This is a genomic window from Rhodoplanes sp. SY1 (assembly GCF_046000175.1).
Classification (GTDB): domain Bacteria; phylum Pseudomonadota; class Alphaproteobacteria; order Rhizobiales; family Xanthobacteraceae; genus Rhodoplanes.
In genome coordinates this window covers 1-16,648 of record NZ_JBEOMB010000037.1, presented here as the reverse complement: position 1 = coordinate 16,648, position 16,648 = coordinate 1, and the positions used below count along the sequence as shown (strand labels likewise).

Annotated in this window: 18 protein-coding genes and 1 tRNA gene; 9 read left to right on the top strand and 10 right to left on the bottom strand. The window is 70.3% G+C overall.

Annotation, left to right across the window (positions count from 1 at the left end; genetic code table 11):
- The 8 genes from ABTU92_RS10970 to ABTU92_RS10935 all read left to right on the top strand — a co-directional run.
- A partial coding sequence (locus tag ABTU92_RS10970; RefSeq protein WP_408090482.1) for a LysE family translocator occupies positions 1–644 on the top strand: 644 nt, incomplete at its 5' end.
- A gap of 74 nt (positions 645–718) precedes the next feature.
- The gene (gene coaD / locus ABTU92_RS10965) at positions 719–1,225 is read left to right on the top strand and encodes a pantetheine-phosphate adenylyltransferase (protein ID WP_408090480.1); all 507 of its coding nucleotides are present in this window, start codon (positions 719–721) and stop codon (positions 1,223–1,225) included.
- A 154-nt stretch (positions 1,226–1,379) separates the two neighbouring features.
- The gene (locus ABTU92_RS10960; protein WP_408090478.1) at positions 1,380–1,937 is read left to right on the top strand and encodes a peptidylprolyl isomerase; all 558 of its coding nucleotides are present in this window, start codon (positions 1,380–1,382) and stop codon (positions 1,935–1,937) included.
- A gap of 145 nt (positions 1,938–2,082) precedes the next feature.
- Positions 2,083–2,553 carry a peptidylprolyl isomerase gene (locus ABTU92_RS10955; protein WP_408090476.1) on the top strand — a complete coding sequence of 157 codons (471 nt, stop codon included), beginning with the start codon at positions 2,083–2,085 and terminating at the stop codon, positions 2,551–2,553.
- Between the two features lie 173 nt (positions 2,554–2,726).
- Complete coding sequence (queA, locus tag ABTU92_RS10950; RefSeq protein ID WP_408090474.1) at positions 2,727–3,821, top strand: tRNA preQ1(34) S-adenosylmethionine ribosyltransferase-isomerase QueA; 1,095 nt, start codon at positions 2,727–2,729, stop codon at positions 3,819–3,821.
- Between the two features lie 128 nt (positions 3,822–3,949).
- Positions 3,950–5,740, top strand: a complete 1,791-nt coding sequence (locus ABTU92_RS10945; protein WP_408090472.1) for a B12-binding domain-containing radical SAM protein — start codon at positions 3,950–3,952, stop codon at positions 5,738–5,740.
- Positions 5,741–6,052: 312 nt separating this feature from the next.
- Positions 6,053–7,177, top strand: coding sequence for a tRNA guanosine(34) transglycosylase Tgt (tgt, locus tag ABTU92_RS10940; RefSeq protein ID WP_408090470.1), 1,125 nt, complete (start codon positions 6,053–6,055; stop codon positions 7,175–7,177).
- A 203-nt stretch (positions 7,178–7,380) separates the two neighbouring features.
- On the top strand, positions 7,381–8,349 hold the full coding sequence (locus ABTU92_RS10935) for a Bug family tripartite tricarboxylate transporter substrate binding protein (RefSeq protein ID WP_408090468.1): 969 nt from the start codon (positions 7,381–7,383) through the stop codon (positions 8,347–8,349).
- A gap of 102 nt (positions 8,350–8,451) precedes the next feature.
- Here the strand turns inward: ABTU92_RS10935 and ABTU92_RS10930 are convergent, their stop codons facing one another.
- The 7 genes from ABTU92_RS10930 to galE form a co-directional block, all read right to left on the bottom strand.
- On the bottom strand, positions 8,452–9,153 hold the full coding sequence (locus ABTU92_RS10930) for a fumarylacetoacetate hydrolase family protein (RefSeq protein WP_408090466.1): 702 nt from the start codon (positions 9,151–9,153) through the stop codon (positions 8,452–8,454).
- A 122-nt stretch (positions 9,154–9,275) separates the two neighbouring features.
- The gene (locus ABTU92_RS10925) at positions 9,276–9,755 is read right to left on the bottom strand and encodes a hypothetical protein (protein WP_408090464.1); all 480 of its coding nucleotides are present in this window, start codon (positions 9,753–9,755) and stop codon (positions 9,276–9,278) included.
- A 195-nt stretch (positions 9,756–9,950) separates the two neighbouring features.
- Positions 9,951–10,418, bottom strand: coding sequence for an NUDIX hydrolase (locus ABTU92_RS10920; RefSeq protein ID WP_408090462.1), 468 nt, complete (start codon positions 10,416–10,418; stop codon positions 9,951–9,953).
- A 9-nt stretch (positions 10,419–10,427) separates the two neighbouring features.
- A complete protein-coding gene (locus tag ABTU92_RS10915) occupies positions 10,428–11,432 on the bottom strand; it encodes an anion permease (protein ID WP_408090460.1) in 1,005 nt (334 codons plus the stop codon).
- Between the two features lie 10 nt (positions 11,433–11,442).
- The gene (locus tag ABTU92_RS10910; RefSeq protein WP_408090458.1) at positions 11,443–12,087 is read right to left on the bottom strand and encodes a DUF47 domain-containing protein; all 645 of its coding nucleotides are present in this window, start codon (positions 12,085–12,087) and stop codon (positions 11,443–11,445) included.
- 346 nt (positions 12,088–12,433) lie between these two features.
- The gene (locus ABTU92_RS10905) at positions 12,434–12,994 is read right to left on the bottom strand and encodes a GlcG/HbpS family heme-binding protein (RefSeq protein ID WP_408090456.1); all 561 of its coding nucleotides are present in this window, start codon (positions 12,992–12,994) and stop codon (positions 12,434–12,436) included.
- Between the two features lie 295 nt (positions 12,995–13,289).
- Positions 13,290–14,276: a UDP-glucose 4-epimerase GalE gene (gene galE, locus ABTU92_RS10900; RefSeq protein ID WP_408090454.1), complete on the bottom strand. Its 987-nt coding sequence runs from the start codon at positions 14,274–14,276 to the stop codon at positions 13,290–13,292.
- Between the two features lie 181 nt (positions 14,277–14,457).
- Here galE and waaC point away from each other — a divergent pair, with 181 nt between their 5' ends.
- Positions 14,458–15,420: a lipopolysaccharide heptosyltransferase I gene (gene waaC, locus ABTU92_RS10895; protein ID WP_408090452.1), complete on the top strand. Its 963-nt coding sequence runs from the start codon at positions 14,458–14,460 to the stop codon at positions 15,418–15,420.
- A gap of 61 nt (positions 15,421–15,481) precedes the next feature.
- Here the strand turns inward: waaC and ABTU92_RS10890 are convergent, their stop codons facing one another.
- The 3 genes from ABTU92_RS10890 to ABTU92_RS10880 all read right to left on the bottom strand — a co-directional run bounded on the left by ABTU92_RS10890 (position 15,482) and on the right by ABTU92_RS10880 (position 16,369).
- Positions 15,482–15,928, bottom strand: a complete 447-nt coding sequence (locus tag ABTU92_RS10890; RefSeq protein ID WP_408090450.1) for a hypothetical protein — start codon at positions 15,926–15,928, stop codon at positions 15,482–15,484.
- On the bottom strand, positions 15,909–16,247 hold the full coding sequence (locus ABTU92_RS10885; RefSeq protein ID WP_408090448.1) for a hypothetical protein: 339 nt from the start codon (positions 16,245–16,247) through the stop codon (positions 15,909–15,911). Before ABTU92_RS10885 ends, ABTU92_RS10890 begins: the two co-directional genes overlap by 20 nt.
- A 47-nt stretch (positions 16,248–16,294) precedes the next feature.
- Positions 16,295–16,369: transfer RNA gene (locus ABTU92_RS10880), tRNA-Val, on the bottom strand.
- Between the last annotated feature and the right edge of the window lie 279 nt (positions 16,370–16,648).

The window sequence follows — 16,648 nt, the reverse complement described above, 5'->3', positions numbered from 1 at the left end:
GGCGGCCGCGGCGGCGGGGAACGGAGACGCCCGTGAACCCGGACCTGTTCGTTCCCTTCCTCGCACTCACGCTGCTGCTGATCCTGACGCCCGGTCCGATCGTCACCCTGATGATCTCGACCGGTGCGACCCAGGGGGCGCGCGCCGTGCTCGCCACCTCGGTCGGCACCATGGCAGGCAACAGCGTGCTGATCGGCACGGTGGCGTTCGGCCTCGGCGTGGTGATGGCCAAGGCCACGGTGCTGTTCGAGGTGATCCGCTGGGCCGGCGTCGTCTATCTGATCTGGCTCGGCGTGCAGGCGTTCCGGCGCAGCGGTCGCGGCGCTCCGGTGCCCGAGACGGGCGGCGTCCATGTCTCGCGCGGCTTCCTGGTCGCCGTCTCCAATCCCAAGACCATGGCGTTCTTCACGGCCTTCCTGCCGCAGTTCGTCGATCCGGCTTTGCCGGCGACCTTCCAGCTCGTCGTGATGGTGTCCGTCTCGGTGGCGCTGGCCGGGCTTCTCGATGCGGTGTGGGGGCTCGCCGCGGCGGCCGGGCGCGGCTGGTTCCTGGCGCCGTCGCGCCAGCGGCTGCTCGGGCGGGCCTCCGGGGTCGCCCTGATCGCCGGCGGCGTCTGGCTCGCGCTGTCGCGCCGGCCGGCCTGACCGGATCGCGCGTGCTGCAGCACAATACCACCGGGTGCCTTGCCGGGCCGCTCCGGGCAGGCTAGACCCGCGCGATGCTTCGCACAGCCCTCTATGCCGGGTCGTTCGACCCCGTCACCAACGGCCACCTGGACGTCGTCCGCCAGGCGGTCCGCCTCGCCGATCGTCTGGTGCTGGCGATCGGCATCCATCCCGGCAAGGTGCCGCTGTTCTCCGCCGAGGAGCGTGCCGCCATGCTGGAGGAGACGTGCCGGACCGTCGCGGCGGCGGCGTCCTGCGAGATCACCTGCATCACGTTCGACGGCCTGGTGGTCACGGCGGCGCGGGAGCAGGGCGCCGTGGCGCTGATCCGCGGCCTGCGCGACGGCACCGACCTCGACTACGAGATGCAACTCGCCGGCATGAACGGCGCCATGGCGCCCGAGATCGCCACCGTGTTCCTGCCGGCGTCGCCCTTGGCGCGCCCGATCACCGCCACACTGGTTCGCCAGATTGCCGCCATGGGCGGGGACGTCTCGGCCTTCGTGCCGCCGGCCGTGGCCGCGCGGCTGAAGACGAGGTTCGCCGCCCGGGCGACCTGACGAAAAGGCCGGCGATGCGATCCGTGACGCGATCCTCGCAGCTCGTGCGCCGCGTGACCGTCCGGGCCGCCTGCCGTCTGTTCACCGCAACCGCGCTCACCGTAACGGCGACCATCGTGACCGCGCCGTTCCATCGCAACGCCAAGGATGCTTCATGATCCGCTTGTTCGCAGCTCTCGCCGTGCTGATGCTCTCGGTCGGGGCGCAGGCCCAGCCGCTGCCGGCCGGCCTCGATCCGCAGAACACGATCCTGCTCGACACCAAGGACGGCCGCGTCGTCATCAAGCTGCGACCGGACCTCGCGCCGCAGCACGCCGAGCGCATCAAGCTGCTGACGCGCGAGAAGTTCTACGACAACGTGCCGTTCCACCGCGTGATCGACAACTTCATGGCGCAGACCGGCGACGGCCAGCGCGGCAACGGGACGGGCGGCTCGAAGTATCCGGACCTGCCGGCCGAGTTCTCCAACGTGCCCTACAAGCGCGGCATCGTCGGCATGGCCCGCGCCTCCGACCCGAACTCGGCCAACAGCCAGTTCTTCATCATGTTCGCCGAGAACCCCGGCCTCAACGGCAAGTACACGGTGGTCGGCGAGGTGGTACGCGGCATGGACGTGGTCGACAAGGTGAAGAAGGGCTCGCCGGCCGACAACGGCCGCGTCACCAACCCCGACAAGATCGTCCGCATGCAGGTCGCCGCCGACGCCAAGTGACGTCGACGCGACGCGCGTCGCAAGACGTGATCACACCGGTCGTGATCACGTGGTTCATGATCGTCTGCCGGCGGTGCGGCCTCGCGCCGGCTCGTGCCGCCGATCCGGTTCATCCGACTTCCATTCCAACCAAGGGACTTCACCCGTGAGCGACGTCACCGAGAACACCCTCTTGCTCGAGACCACCCAGGGCCCGGTCACCATCGAGATGCGGCCCGACCTCGCGCCCGGCCATGTCGCGCGCATCAAGGAGCTGGTGCGCCAGAAGTTCTACGACGGCATCGTGTTCCACCGCGTGATCGAGGACTTCATGGCGCAGACCGGCTGCCCGCACGGCACCGGCACGGGCGGCTCGGGCCAGAAGCTGAAGGCCGAGTTCTCGCGCGAGAAGCACGTCCGCGGCACCGTCTCGATGGCGCGCGCCCAGAACCCGGATTCGGGCGACAGCCAGTTCTTCATCTGCTTCACCGAGGCGCCCTGGCTGGACGGCCAGTACACGGTGTGGGGCAAGGTGACGGCCGGCATGGACAACATCGACAAGATCAAGCGCGGCGAGCCGGTCAGCGATCCCGACAAGATCGTCTCGGCCCGCATGGCCGCCGACGCGACAGCGTGACGTCCCTTCACCTCTCCCCGCACGGCGGGGAGAGGTCGGATTGCACGCCGCAGGCGTGAAATCCGGGTGAGGGGGCCTCTCGTGGGCCTCTCGTGGATACGGCGACGCCCCCTCACCCCGACCCTCTCCCCGCCAGCGGGGAGAGGGAGAACGGGCGCCCTGCCGGCCACCTCATGCGCACCGATCTGTTCGACTTCGATCTCCCGCAAGAGCGCATCGCGCTGCGGCCCGCCAGCCCGCGTGATTCCGCGCGGCTGCTCGTCGTGCGGCCGCAGGCCGGCGCCGACGCCGCGCCGGCGCTCGAAGACCATGCGGTGCGCGATCTGCCGTCGCTCCTGCGGCCCGGTGATCAGCTCGTCGTCAACGACACCAAGGTGATTCCGGCGCAGCTGTTCGGCCGCCGGCTCGGCCGCGGGTCCGAGGTGGCGATCGAGGCGACCCTGGTCGAGCGGCTCGACGGCAGCCGCTGGAAGGCGCTGGTCAAGGGATCGAGGAAGCTCTCGGTCGGCGACACGGTGCGGTTCGGCGACGAGGGCAAGGTCTGCTTCCTCGGCCAGCTCGACGCGACCGTCGAGCTGAAAGGCGAGGGCGGCGCCGTGACGCTCGCCTTCGCGTTCCACGGGCCCGTGCTCGACCAGGCGATCGCCGAGCGCGGCGCCATGCCGCTGCCGCCCTACATCGCGGCGCGCCGGCCGGCCGACGAGCAGGACCGCGCCGATTATCAGACGCTGTTCGCCCGCGAGGAGGGCGCCGTCGCAGCACCCACGGCGGGCCTGCATTTTACCGACGATCTGCTCGTCCGCCTGCGCGGCGCGGGCATCGGGCTACATACGGTGACGCTGCATGTGGGACCGGGCACCTTCCTGCCCGTCAAGGCGGACGACACGGTGGACCACAAGATGCATGCCGAGTTCGGCGTGGTGAGCGAGGCGACGGCGGCGGCCCTCAACGTTGCCCGAAAAAACGGGGGCCGCATCGTCGCGGTCGGCTCGACCTCGCTGCGGCTCCTGGAAAGCGCCGCCGACCCGGACGGCACGATCCGCCCCTTCGCGGCCGAGACCGCGATCTTCATCACGCCCGGCTACCGCTTCCGCGCCGTCGACGTGATGCTGACCAATTTTCATCTGCCGCGCTCGACCCTGTTCATGCTGGTCGCCGCCTTCTCGGGCCTCGAGACCATGCGGCGTGCCTACGCCCATGCGGTCGCCACGGGCTACCGGTTCTACTCCTACGGCGACGCCTGCCTTTTGTTCCGTGGCGACCGGTAAGTAGCGGCGCCGCCGCCGCCCAGGATCCAGACAGCAACCGTTACGTATTTCTCCTGTACAGGCTCCAAAAACCCGTGCAGTGTGGCCCGATCCGACGTGAATGAACCTCGAATCGAGCCGGCGCCGTCATGACCGAACGACGACGTTTCTGCCTGATCCTCGTCAAGCCGTCGCATTACGACGACGAGGGCTACGTCATCCAATGGTTCCGCTCGCCGATTCCGTCGAATTCGCTCGCGGCGCTCTACGGCATCGCCAAGGACTGCGCGGCCCGGCAGGTGCTGGGTGCCGACGTCGAGATCGACATTCACGCCTTCGACGAGACCAACACGCGCATCCGCCCGAAACAGCTCGCGGAGATGATCAGGTCGGCCGGGGCCGGCATGGTGATGCTGGTCGGCGTGCAGTCGAACCAGTTCCCGCGCGCCCTCGATCTGGCGCGGCCGCTGCGCGCCGCCGGCATCGCCGTGGCGGTCGGCGGCTTCCACGTGTCCGGCGTCACCGCGATGCTGGCCGGCGTCGATCGTGATCTCGACGAGGCGCGCGCGCTCGGCCTCACGCTGTTCGCCGGCGAGGCGGAGGGACGGCTCGACCGCGTGCTGCAGGACGCGGCGGCGGGGCGCCTCGCGCCGCTCTACGACTACATGGACGACCTGCCGGGAATCGAGGGCGCGCCGATCCCGCTGATGGCGGCCGAGCGGGTGCAGCGCACGGCCGGCGCGGCGACCAGCTTCGACGCCGGACGCGGCTGCCCCTACCAGTGCTCGTTCTGCACCATCATCAACGTGCAGGGCCGCAAGTCGCGCCGCCGCTCGCCCGACGACGTCGAGACGATCGTGCGTACCAATTACGCGCAGGGCCTACGCAGCTTCTTCATCACCGACGACAACTTCGCCCGCAACAAGGACTGGGAGCCGATCCTCGATCGCCTGATCCATCTGCGCGAGGTGGAGAAGCTCAACATCGGCTTCATCATCCAGGTCGACACGCTCTGCCATAAGCTGCCGGGCTTCATCGAGAAGGCGGCGCGGGCCGGCGTGCGGCGCGTGTTCATCGGGCTCGAGAACATCAACCCGCAGAACCTCGCCGACGCCAAGAAGCGGCAGAACAAGATCACCGAGTACCGTGAGATGCTGCTGGCGTGGAAGTCGGTGCGCGTGATCACGTATGCGGGCTACATCCTGGGCTTCCCGGCCGACACGGTCGAGTCGATCATGCACGACATCGACGTGATCAAGCGCGAGCTGCCGGTCGACCTCCTGGAGTTCTTCTACCTGACGCCGCTGCCGGGCTCCGAGGACCACCGCAGGCTCGTGAAGGCCGGCGTGCCGCTCGACCCCGACCTCAACCGCTACGACCTCAACCACATCTGCGCCCCGCACGCGAAGATGTCGCCGGCCGAGTGGAACGACGCCTATCGGATGGCGTGGCAGCGCTACTACACGATCGACCACATCACGACGATCCTCAAGCGCGTCGCGGCGAGCGGCGGCAACGCCTCCAACGCGCTGTTCCTGATCACGTGGTTCAAGGGCTCGATCGACTTCGAGCGCATCCACCCGCTCGAGTCCGGCTTCCTGCGCCTCAAGTCGCGCACCGACCGGCGGCCCGGTTTCGCGCGCGAATCCGCCCTGACCTTCTATCCGCGCTACTGGGTCCAGACCGCCGTCAAGCTGGTGCAGTGGGGCGCGCTCTACATGCGGCTGCGCCGCATCTATCTGCGGATCAAGCACGACCCAAACAAGTTCGCCTACACGGACACGGCGATGAGTGCCTGGGACGCCGACACGGAGGGCCACGAGCTGTTCGACAGCGACGCCGCGCGCGCCTTCGTCGACCAGCAGCGCCGCGTGCAGGAGGCGAAGACGGCCGGCGTCGCCGCGCTCGGCCTGCCCGCCGCGGCAGCGGCCGAGGGATGACCGGTCATTCCGGGGCGCGCCGAAGGCGCGAACCCGGAATCCAGCGGCGAGCTCGGCATTCCGGGCTGGATTCCGGGTTCGGCGCTTCGCGCCGCCCCGGAATGACCGAGCCATGCCAAGCCTTTGCATTCGCGGTCGACGACCACCGAGAGGCCCTGCTTCGCGACGTGGCTCGCAGCCGCCTGCGGCGCGCCCCGGGACGACCGGGATGGCATCCCCACCCGCTTGCCCCTCGTCGCGCGCGCGCCTAGAACGGCCTCCCGTTCGACACACTCCGTTCGACACATCTCCCGCTTCCGAAGGCGTTTCCGCGTGAAGTTCACCCATCTCGCCACCGACGGTATGGCGCGCCTCGGCACGCTCGAGACGCCGCACGGCATCGTGCGGACGCCGGCCTTCATGCCGGTCGGCACCCAGGCCGCCATGAAGGGCGTGCATTGGCACGAGGTGCGCGACGCCGGCGCCGACATCGTGCTCTCCAACACCTATCACCTGATGCTGCGCCCCGGCGCCGAGCGCATCGCCCGGCTCGGCGGCCTGCACGCCTTCATGGGCTGGTCGGGGCCGATCCTCACCGACTCGGGCGGCTTCCAGGTGATGTCGCTCTCCGAGCTGCGCAAGGTCGACGAGAGCGGCGTCACGTTCCGCTCCCACATCGACGGCGCGACCGTGGTGCTGTCGCCGGAGCGAGCGATCGAGATCCAGCGCCTGCTCGGCTCCGACATCGCCATGCAGCTCGACGAATGCGTGGCGCTGCCGGCCGAGCGGGCCGAGATCGAACGCGCGATGCGCCTCTCGTTGCGTTGGGCGGAGCGCTGCAAGCGCGCCTTCGAGCCGGATCTCCCGAGCGGCCGCGCCCTGTTCGCGATCGTCCAGGGCGGCGACGACGTGGCGCTCCGTCGCGAGAGCGCGCGCGCGCTGGTGGCGATGGATTTCCAGGGCTACGCCATCGGCGGCCTCGCGGTCGGCGAGCCGCAGGCGACCATGCTGGCGATGATCGAGGAGGTCGCGCCGCTGCTGCCGGACGATCGCCCTCGTTATCTGATGGGGGTCGGCACGCCCGACGACCTGTTGAAGAGCGTGGCGCGCGGCGTCGACATGTTCGACTGCGTGCTGCCCACCCGCAACGGCCGTCACGGCCTCGCCTACACGCGCCGCGGTCCGGTGAATCTGAAGAACGCCCGGCACGCCGAGGATCCGCGTCCGCTCGATCCGGAGAGCCCGTGCCGCATCGCCCGCGAGGTTCCGCGCGCCTATCTGCATCATCTGATCAGGGCGAACGAGACGCTCGGCGCCATGTATCTGAGCGTCGTCAACATCGCCTACTTCCAGACGTTGATGCAGGGCATTCGGGCCGCCATCGCCGAGAGTCGCTTCGCCGACCATGCGGCCGAGGTGACGGCGGCGTGGGCGCAGGGTGACGTGCCGCCCCTGTGAGGCTAGGCTGCGGCGATACGCCCCGTCCGGTGGCGGCCGACGTTCTCCAATTCGAAACGGTTCGCCGCTAGATCACCTTCTACCCCCCGCGTCCGAGCGCCCTGCCGGACGCGCTCCCCCCGACGGCGTCGCTCTGGCGTCGTCTCGACGAGGCCTCGCCCGCGCCGGGTGCGGCCGAATCACCGCAAGACCGGAGGACCAGCATGAAGAAAACCCTGGCCGCTCTCGCCGCCCTCGCGATGACGACGATGATCGCCGGCTCGGCCGTCGCCCAGAACTATCCGGACCGGCCGGTGCGCGTGACGGTGCCGTTCGGTGCCGGCGGCGTCGCCGACCTCACGGTGCGCATCGTCACCGAGAAGCTCGGCCAGAAGCTCGGCCAGCGTTTCATCATCGAGAACATGCCGGGCGCCGGCGGCATCGCCTCGGCGCGCGCCGCGCTCTCCGCGGCGCCCGACGGCTACACGCTGACGCTGCTGTCGAACGGCAACGCCGTCTCGGTGCCGCTGTTCAAGAGCCTGCCTTACGACCCGGTGAAGGACTTCATGCCGATCTCGATCCTCGGCACGTTCGACTTCATCCTCGGCGTCAATGCCGCGTCGCCCTACAAGACGCTCGCCGACGTGCTCGCCTACGGCAAGCAGAATCCCGGCAAGCTGAACGTCGGGACCATCAATGTCGGCAGCACCCAGAACCTCTCGGCCGAGCTGTTCAAGTCGCAGACCGGGCTGAACTTCTACGTCGTTCCGTATCGTGGCACGCCGGAGGTGATCATCGCGCTCTTGCGCGACGACGTGAACCTGATGATCGACACCTATGCGGCGATGAAGTCGAACCTGCAGGACAACAAGATCCGAGCCCTCGCCACCACCGGTCCCGAGCGCTCCGAGATCCTGCCCGACGTGCCGACCGTCATGCAGTCCGGCGTCAAGGACTACGATGTGACGTCGTGGAACGCGCTGTTCGCGCCGGCCGGCACGCCGCCTGCCGTGATCGACACGCTCAACAAGGCGCTGCGCGAGGTGCTGGCCGACGCCGACGTGAAGAAGCGACTGCTCGAGCTCGGCATCTCGGCCCGTCCGACCTCGCCCGAGGAGCTGTCGAAGCGTCTCAAGGACGACATCGCCAAGTGGGGCGCCGTCATCGAGAAGGCCGGCATCCCCAAGCAGTGAGGACGCCCGGCCGGATCGTCGTCCGCGCCGATGGTCGCGGGCGACGACCGCGGACGGAATAGACCGGGGGCGGGCCGTCGCGGCCCGCGCCCGTCGTCACGGTCAAGCGAGCGGCGCGCCGATCTTCACGGTCAGGGTGCCGACGCCCTCGACGGCGCACTCCAGCGTGTCGCCCGCGACCGTGGCGGCGACGCCGGCCGGCGTTCCGGTCATGATGATGTCGCCCGGCGCCAGCGCGACCATCTCGGACAGCTTCGAGATCACCTCGGGCACGTTCCAGATCATCTGCTCGAGGTCGCCGTCCTGGCGCAGCGTGCCGTTGCAGGCGAGCGTGATGCGGCCCTTCGACGGATGGCCGATCTCCGAGACGGGCTTGAGCGCGCCGCACGGCGCCGAGGCGTCGAACGCCTTGCCGATCTCCCACGGCCGCTGGATCTTTCGCGAGGCGATCTGCAGGTCGCGGCGGGTGAGGTCGATGCCGACCGCATAGCCGTAGACGAGCGAGAGCGCGTCCTCGGTCCTGATGTTGCGGCCGCCGCCCTTGAGCGCGACGACCAGCTCGACCTCGTGGTGCATGTCCTTGGTCAGCGGCGGGTAGGGGACGGTGGCGCCGTCCGGCACCACGGCGTCGGCCGGCTTGGCGAAGAAGAACGGCGGCTCGCGCTCGTCCTGCCCCATCTCGCGGATGTGCTCGACATAGTTGCGGCCGACGCACCAGATGCGGCGGACCGGGAAGAGCTGGTCCGATCCGGCGACCGCGAGGGTGGCCTGCGGGGCAGGATCGATCACGTAGCGCGCGCTCATGAAGACGTCTCGGTGAGGGTGGCGGGGGCATCCGGCCTGGCGGTCGGAGGGCCGGTCGTTTCGGCGACCCGCCCCATATCACACGCGCCGGGGCCGTCAACGCGGGCAGCCGCGGGCACTGCCTAATCGGCGGGCTGTTGCAGCCGCCAGGCGAGAAACTCGCGATAGAGCGCGTCGCGGGCCGCAGCGTCGAGCGGCCTCGCGGAGCGACCGCCCGGTTCTGCGGCCGGAGTTCCGCTCGCGGCCGTGTCGGTCGCCGCCTGGACCGGCGCGCCGGCGAGCGGCGTGGTCGGCAGCGGGGTCGCCGGCACCGGCGTCGCCGGACCTGGTGCCGAGGCGATACCGCCCGTCGCCTCGGGGCTCGGGGGCGGCGCCGCGCGGCTCTCGCCAGGCGCCTTCAGGTACCAGCACTTGCGGCCGGTCGAGTGGTCGAGCCGGTAGAACCAGCGCCGGCCCTCGGTCGCGGTGCCGTCCGGGGCGGTGAGGCAGTCCGGGGCTGCGGCGGCCGGCCGGGGCGCGAGAAGGACGGTCGAGACGACCAGGACCGACAGGCCGGCGACGACGCCGGGCAGGAAGAATCGGAACGCACCAGCACGAGACATGACGAACTCCGGGCGCGCGCCGGGCCGGGCGGCCCGTCGCGCATCGCCGTCGATCTCGCACGGGCGAGGTTCGGATATAGGGCGCAATTGCGTATTCTTGCCGACATTCGCCGGTTCGGTTCGCCGCATCCCGGGCAGGGTTGTAGGCGCGCCGAACACCCGCCGGCCGGCACCGGGCAACCGAGGCCGGCGGCCTCACGCCTCGCTGTCGGCCGTGTCCGGCAGCAGCAGGTCGAGGCGGCGCAGAAGCTTGCGCAGGCCCGGCTCCTGCACGGCCCGAGCGGCCTCGGGCAGCGTGAACCAGCGCAGCGTCCGCTGGCCCTTCTCGGGCCACCGCTTGCGCTGACCCGTGACGGCGAGCGGGAACACCTCGACCTTGCAGCGGGTCGCCTCGCCGCTCTTCAGCCGCTTGTCGTAGCGATAGGTGCCGATCGCCTCGCGGCCGGTTCGGCCGACGATGCCGGCCTCCTCGCGCGCCTCGCGGGCGGCCGAGTCGTGCGGCTTCTTTCCGCGGATCGGCCAGCCCTTGGGGATCACCCAGCGCCGCGTCTCGCGCGAGGTCAGCAGCAGCACCTCGGTCTCGCCTCCCGCGGTCCGTCGATACGGCACGGCAGCGTATTGCAGCGGACGTTTCGGAGTCTCGGTGAGATGTCGACGGGCCAACAGGGGTCCTCAGATGAAAAGGCCACAAGCAATATAGGACGCCGCCCCGATCGCGGCGGCCGCCGGCATCGTCACGATCCAGGCAATCACGATACTCCCGGCAATGTTCCAACGCACGGCCGAAACGCGCCGCGCCGCGCCGACGCCGACGATCGCGCCCGTGATCGTGTGGGTCGTCGACACCGGGATGCCGAGGCCGGTCGCCATGAACAGCGTGATGGCGCCGCCCGTCTCGGCGCAGAAGCCCTGCAGTGGGGTCAGCCGCGTGATCTTCGAGCCCATGGTGCGCACGATGCGCCAGCCTCCGAACAGCGTGCCGAGCCCCATCGCGGCCTGGCAGGTGATCACGACCCAGAACGGCACGTGGAAGCCGCCCTCCAGGTGGCCCTGCGAGTAGAGCAGCACGGCGATGATGCCCATGGTCTTCTGGGCGTCGTTGCCGCCGTGGCCGAGCGAGTAGAGCGACGCCGAGACGAACTGCAGCGATCGGAACGCATTGTCGACCGCGAACGGGGTGGCGCGGACCAGCAGCCACGACACCGTCAGCACCAGCATCAAGGCGAGCGAGAAGCCGACCAGCGGCGACAGGAAGATCGCGGCGGCGGTCTTGCCGAGCCCGCCCCAGACGATGGCGCCGACGCCGGCCTTGGTGACGCCGGCGCCGACCAGCCCGCCGATCAGCGCGTGCGACGAGCTCGACGGGATGCCGAAGATCCAGGTGATCACGTTCCACACGATTGCGCCCATCAGGGCGCCGAACACCACGCGGGGATCGACGATCGCGGCGTCGATGATGCCGGTGCCGATCGTCTGGGCGACGTGCAGGCCGAAGAACAGGAAGGCGATGAAGTTGAAGAACGCCGCCCAGGCGACCGCGTATTGCGGGCGCAGCACCCGGGTCGAGACGATAGTGGCGATCGAGTTGGCCGCGTCGTGCAGGCCGTTGAGGAAGTCGAACAGGAGCGCCACGCCGATCAGGCCGATCAGCAGCGGCAGGGCGAGCGTCGCATCCATGCCCGCGGCCTCACACCTGCTCGACGACGATGTCGCTGATCTTGTTGGCGACGTCCTCGAACCGATCGACCACCTTCTCGAGGTGCTCGTAGATCTCGGCGCCGACGATGAACTCCATCGCGTCGCCGTTGCGGTGGGTGAGGAACAGCTCCTTGCGGCCCTTGTCGTGGAGCTGGTCGGCGCGCTCCTCGATGCGGGTGATCTCCTCGGTGAGCCCGTTGATGGCACCGACGTTCTTGCCGATCGCGCGCAACAGCGGCACCACCTCGCGGACCAGCTCGGCGGAGCGCAGGATGATGTCTCCCATCTCGCCCATGGCGGGCTCGAAGCGGGTCACCTCGAACAGGGTGATGACCTTGGCGGTCTTGTGCATCTGGTCGATGGAGTCGTCCATCGACGAGATCAGGCCCTGGATGTCGCCGCGGTCGAACGGGGTGATGAAGCTGCGCCGCACCGCCAGGAGGACCGAGCGGGTGATCTCGTCGGCCGCCGCCTCGCGCTCGACGACGAGCCGGCAGTAGTGGGAGATCTCCGGGCCGCCGCGCAGCACGCCGCGCAGTGCCTCGGCGCCCGCCACCACGGTCTCGGCGTGGCGGGCGAACAGGTCGAAGAAGCGCTCTTCCTTGGGCATGAGCGCCTGGAACCAGCCGAGCATACCGTCCATCCAGCAAGCGAGGGCCGTGGCGACCGGATCGTCGGGTCGGCCCTGCGGGGGGAGTGGTTCGTCCGGGGGGCGCCGCCGGGAGGCGGACCGCGGACGCGCGCCGCAGCTATGGACCGGAAATCGGCGCGAGTCAGGTCGGATATGACACGGATATGACAATTATGACGGGCCGGCCGGCTCCGGACGGCGAGTGCCGGACCGGCGGGGCTGGACGGGGGGCGGGTGGCGGAGATCCTCCGCGGGCCGGAGGCCCCCGGGTCAGGAGGCCCCCGGGGCAGGAGGGCGCGCGCGGCGAGGCGCCGGTGCCCCCCGGCCCGGCGCCCCGGACCCGGCACCTTCAGAGGTCGAGCTTGTCGCGGATCGCCTCCAGGCCGGCCTTGGCGCAGGCGTCGTCCGCCTCGCCGCCCGGCGCGCCCGAGACGCCGATCCCGCCGAGCAGTGCGCCGCCGCCCTCCACCATGAGCCCTCCGCCGAGCACGACGGCGCCGGGCAGGGCGCGCACACCAGCCTGCGGCATGCCGGGCTGGGTCATGCCGACCAGCTCGGTCGTGTCGGTGCGAAAGCTCACCGCCGTCCACGCCTTGCCGGTGGCGGTCGTCGGCGTGTGCGGTCCGGCGAAGCGGTCGCGCAGCATCACCTGGAGGGCGCCGGAGCGGTCGACCACGGCGACGGCGACCTGGAAGCCGCGCTGCCGGCAGGCGTCGAGCGCCGCTCGGGCGAGCTCCAGCGCAGTCTCCGGGCTCAGCGACTTGGTGGTCACGACGGCAGGCTCGGCGGCCCGCGCCGGGCCGGCGGCGAGCGGCAGGGCGATCAGCGCGGCGCCGAGCAGGGCGGTCGAGCGCAGGGTGGCGGCGAGTGGGCGGTCGGCGGACGCATCGGCGTGCAGCGAACGGATCATGAGGTCTCTCCCGGGGCGTTGGAACGTTTCCGGAGACCATGGTAGTCGCCGCCGCCGACTCGCGCCAAGCGTGAGGCGGTCGTCATGAGTGCCACCGAGCCCGTCACGAGCCGCAGCCTGCTCTCTCCCCCCTTGTGGGGGAGAGGTGGAGAGGGGGGTGAGCCGCAAACGCCGAGTCTGCGGCTCACCCCCCTCCCTGTCCCTCCCCTACAAGGGGGGAGGGGACGCAGGAGCCGAGAGACCCCGAGGCGACTCTGAAGACGCCTGTCGGACCGCCCCGGAACGACCGGGCAGATCAAACCCCCGTCGCGCCGAGCTTCCTCTGCCAGTCGAGGGCGTGGCGGACGATCGTCTTCAGGTCGTCGTGGCGCGGCTGCCAGTCCAGAATCTCCCGCGCCCGATCGGAGGCGGCGACGATCACGGCCGGGTCGCCCGGCCGGCGCGGGGCGCGGTCGACCCGGAAATCGACGCCGGCCACCTTCTTCACGGTCTCGATCACGTCGAGCACCGAGAAGCCGCGGCCGTAGCCGCAGTTGAGCGTCTCGGACGGCCCGCCGGCGCGCAGATGGCGCAGCGCGTCGGCATGCGCGGCGACCAGATCGGAGACGTGGATGTAGTCGCGCACGCAGGTGCCGTCCGGGGTCGGGTAGTCGGTGCCGAACACGTCGATCTTTTCGCGCAACCCCAGAGCAGTTTCGACGGCCACCTTGATCAGATGCGTGGCGTTCTTCGTCGACTGGCCGGTGCGCATCTGCGGGTCGGCGCCGGCGACGTTGAAGTAGCGCAGGATCACGTGGCCGAGGCCGTGCGCCAGCGTCGCGTCGCGCAGCATGATCTCGCTCATCAGCTTGGACGAGCCGTAGGGCGACATCGGCGCGAGCGTCGCATCCTCGGCGACCGGCACCTGGGCCGGGTTGCCGTAGACGGCCGCGGTCGACGAGAAGATGAAATGCCTCACGCCGCCGTCGACCGCGCACTGGATCATGCTGCGCGTGTTGGCCGTGTTGTTGCGGTAGTATTTCAGCGGCTCGGCGACCGACTCGGGGACCACGATCGAGGCGGCGAAGTGGATGATCGATTCGACCCCGTGCTCGGCGATCAGCCGCGACACCAGCGCGGCGTCGCCGGTGTCGCCCGTCACCACCGTCGCGGCCTCCGGCACGGCGGCGCGGAAGCCGGTGGAGAAATTGTCGAGCACCACGACCCGCTCGCCGGCATCGACCAGGGCGTGGACCATGTGGCTGCCGATATAGCCGGCGCCGCCGGTCACCAGAACGCTCATGCGCAGTCCTCTCGTTGCCGCGATCGCCTATCCATATCGACGCCGCGCCGCCGCGACCAGAGGAGGGGGCCCCCGCTCGGTCGCATGACAAGCGCGCCGACCCCGGTTAAGAGAACCGCGCCCCGCCGGACCCGTCGGCGGAGAGGCCCGCCGGACCCGATGGTTTCATGGCCGAGGTTTCATGGCCGACGTCCTGTTCATCAAGACCTCGTCGCTCGGCGACGTGGTGCATCACATGCCGGCCGTCACCGACGCGCGCCGGGCGCGGCCGTCGACGCGCCTGGTCTGGCTGGTCGAGGAGGCGTTCGCGCCGCTCGCCGGCCTGCATCCGGGCGTCGACGCGGTGGTGCCGGTCGCCTGGCGGCGCTGGCGGCGCGTTCTGCACCGGGGCGCGACCTGGACCGAGATCGGCCGCTTCGTGCGCGACCTGCGCGGCCGCCGCTTCGACACCGTGATCGACACGCAGGGGCTGTTGCGCACCGCCGTCCTCACCCGCCTCGCCCGCGGCGAGCGCCACGGCTACGACTTTTCCAGTGCCCGCGAGGGTCTGGCGACGGTGAGCTACGACGTCCGTCATTCGGTCGCGCGCAACCTCCACGCCGTCGCCCGCAACCGCCTGCTGACCGCCGCCGCGCTCGGCTACACGCCGCAGGGTGAGGCCGACTACGGCGTCGACCGCACGGCGCTCGCCGACCCGGCGCCGCGCCCCTACGCGGTGCTGCTGCACGCGACGGCGCGGCCCGAGAAGGAATGGCCGGAGGCCGACTGGATCGCGCTCGGCGCCACGCTGGCGGCGCGCGGTCTCGACCTGGTCCTGCCCTGGGGCACGCCGATCGAAAAAGTAAGGGCCGAGCGGCTCGCCGCGGCGATGCCGAACGCGCGGGTGCCGGAGCGCCGGCCGCTCGACCGGGTGGCGCGGCTGATCGCCGGGGCGACGCTGGTGGTCGGCGTCGACACCGGCCTCCTGCATCTCGCCGCCGCGCTCGGCGTGCCGCTTGTGTCGATCTTCGTCGGCAGCCGCCCGTCGCTCACCGGCCCGACCGGCGTCGGCCCGATCGTCACGCTCGGCGATCACGGCGCCGCCTGCAGCCTCGCCGAGGTCGAGGCGGCGGTGGGACGGGTGATTCCGGTCGGAGTGGGGTGAGCGGGCAGCGCAGGTCGACGAGAGCAGGCGTCGCCCTGGCTCGGAACAATCGAGCGATTCTTCAGATCCCGTCGGGCGGCTGGACCGAGCCACGCTTCATCATCAGGTAGGCGAACTCGCGAACATACGGCTCGGTGAGCGTGCCGATGACCGGCGTGGCAAAGCCCGACCAGCAGCCGAAGAACGTCGCGGTCCAGGGCAGCACGGCGGTGTGATCGAGGTCGAATCGCGTCGGCCGTGCCAAGCCGAGCAGCGCGACGTCTGCAGCGTCTTGAATGATGAGATCGAGATGTTGCCGGCGCGGGAGCTTCAGCTGCTTCGTCCCGTAGGCGATGCGGCAGGCATAGCGGCCCGAGGTCTTGCCGCGCAGGACTGCGAGGACCAGGCCCGGTCTCAATTTGAGGCCCGGCTCGGCCTCCTGCAGCCGTTCAGGGAAATAGGAGGCGACCAGATCGAATCTGGCTGGCGGGGCGTGAATCCAGTCCGGGTCAGCGCTTGTCGCCGACATCGCCGTCGACGATCGCCCACTCTTCGCCTTCGAGCTCGCGATCGGCCTTCCGCTGCATATGGGCGACGGCTTGGGCCGTCACGTCGGCATCGTAGGCGAGTGCTTCGGGCGGCGGCGCGGGCGTCTTCGGTACGGTGCCGTCACGCTTCTTGCGCAGTGCGGGCATCACGTTCTCCTTCGGCATCTCGGCGGCCAGGCCCGAGGCGCGATGCGATTGCCCGACGCGCCGTCGTCGAGACGGACAACGTCCGCAGCAAGGTAGGGCCACGACGAGAAGGGTACCAGTCGTCGCGCCGTCGGCGAACGACAATTTGGTCACGCTGATTGAGGCAAGCTCGAAGTTTCGAGTGAACGCGGCGGGCCAGATGGTGGGCGCTGCAGGGATTGAACCTGCGACCCCATCCGTGTGAAGGATGTGCTCTCCCGCTGAGCTAAGCGCCCGCCTGGTCGGCCGAAGGCCGTCCTGTTCGACCCGTCGATAAATTCACCGGGTGAACCCGTTCGGACCGAGGTCCGAGAAGTTCGGGTGCGGCCCGAACCGTCCGGGCGAAGTAGCCGTCGGGACCGGGCCTGTCAAGCGCCGACGCGGTCGCCCTGTCATCCTCGCCGGATGGGCCCGTCGAACGTGCCCGGCGGCGCCGCCGAGGCGGTCCGCTGAGCGTGCCCTTCACTGCGGCGGCAGCGGTGTCGCCGGGGCGATGGTGGCGGGCGCGGGCGCCG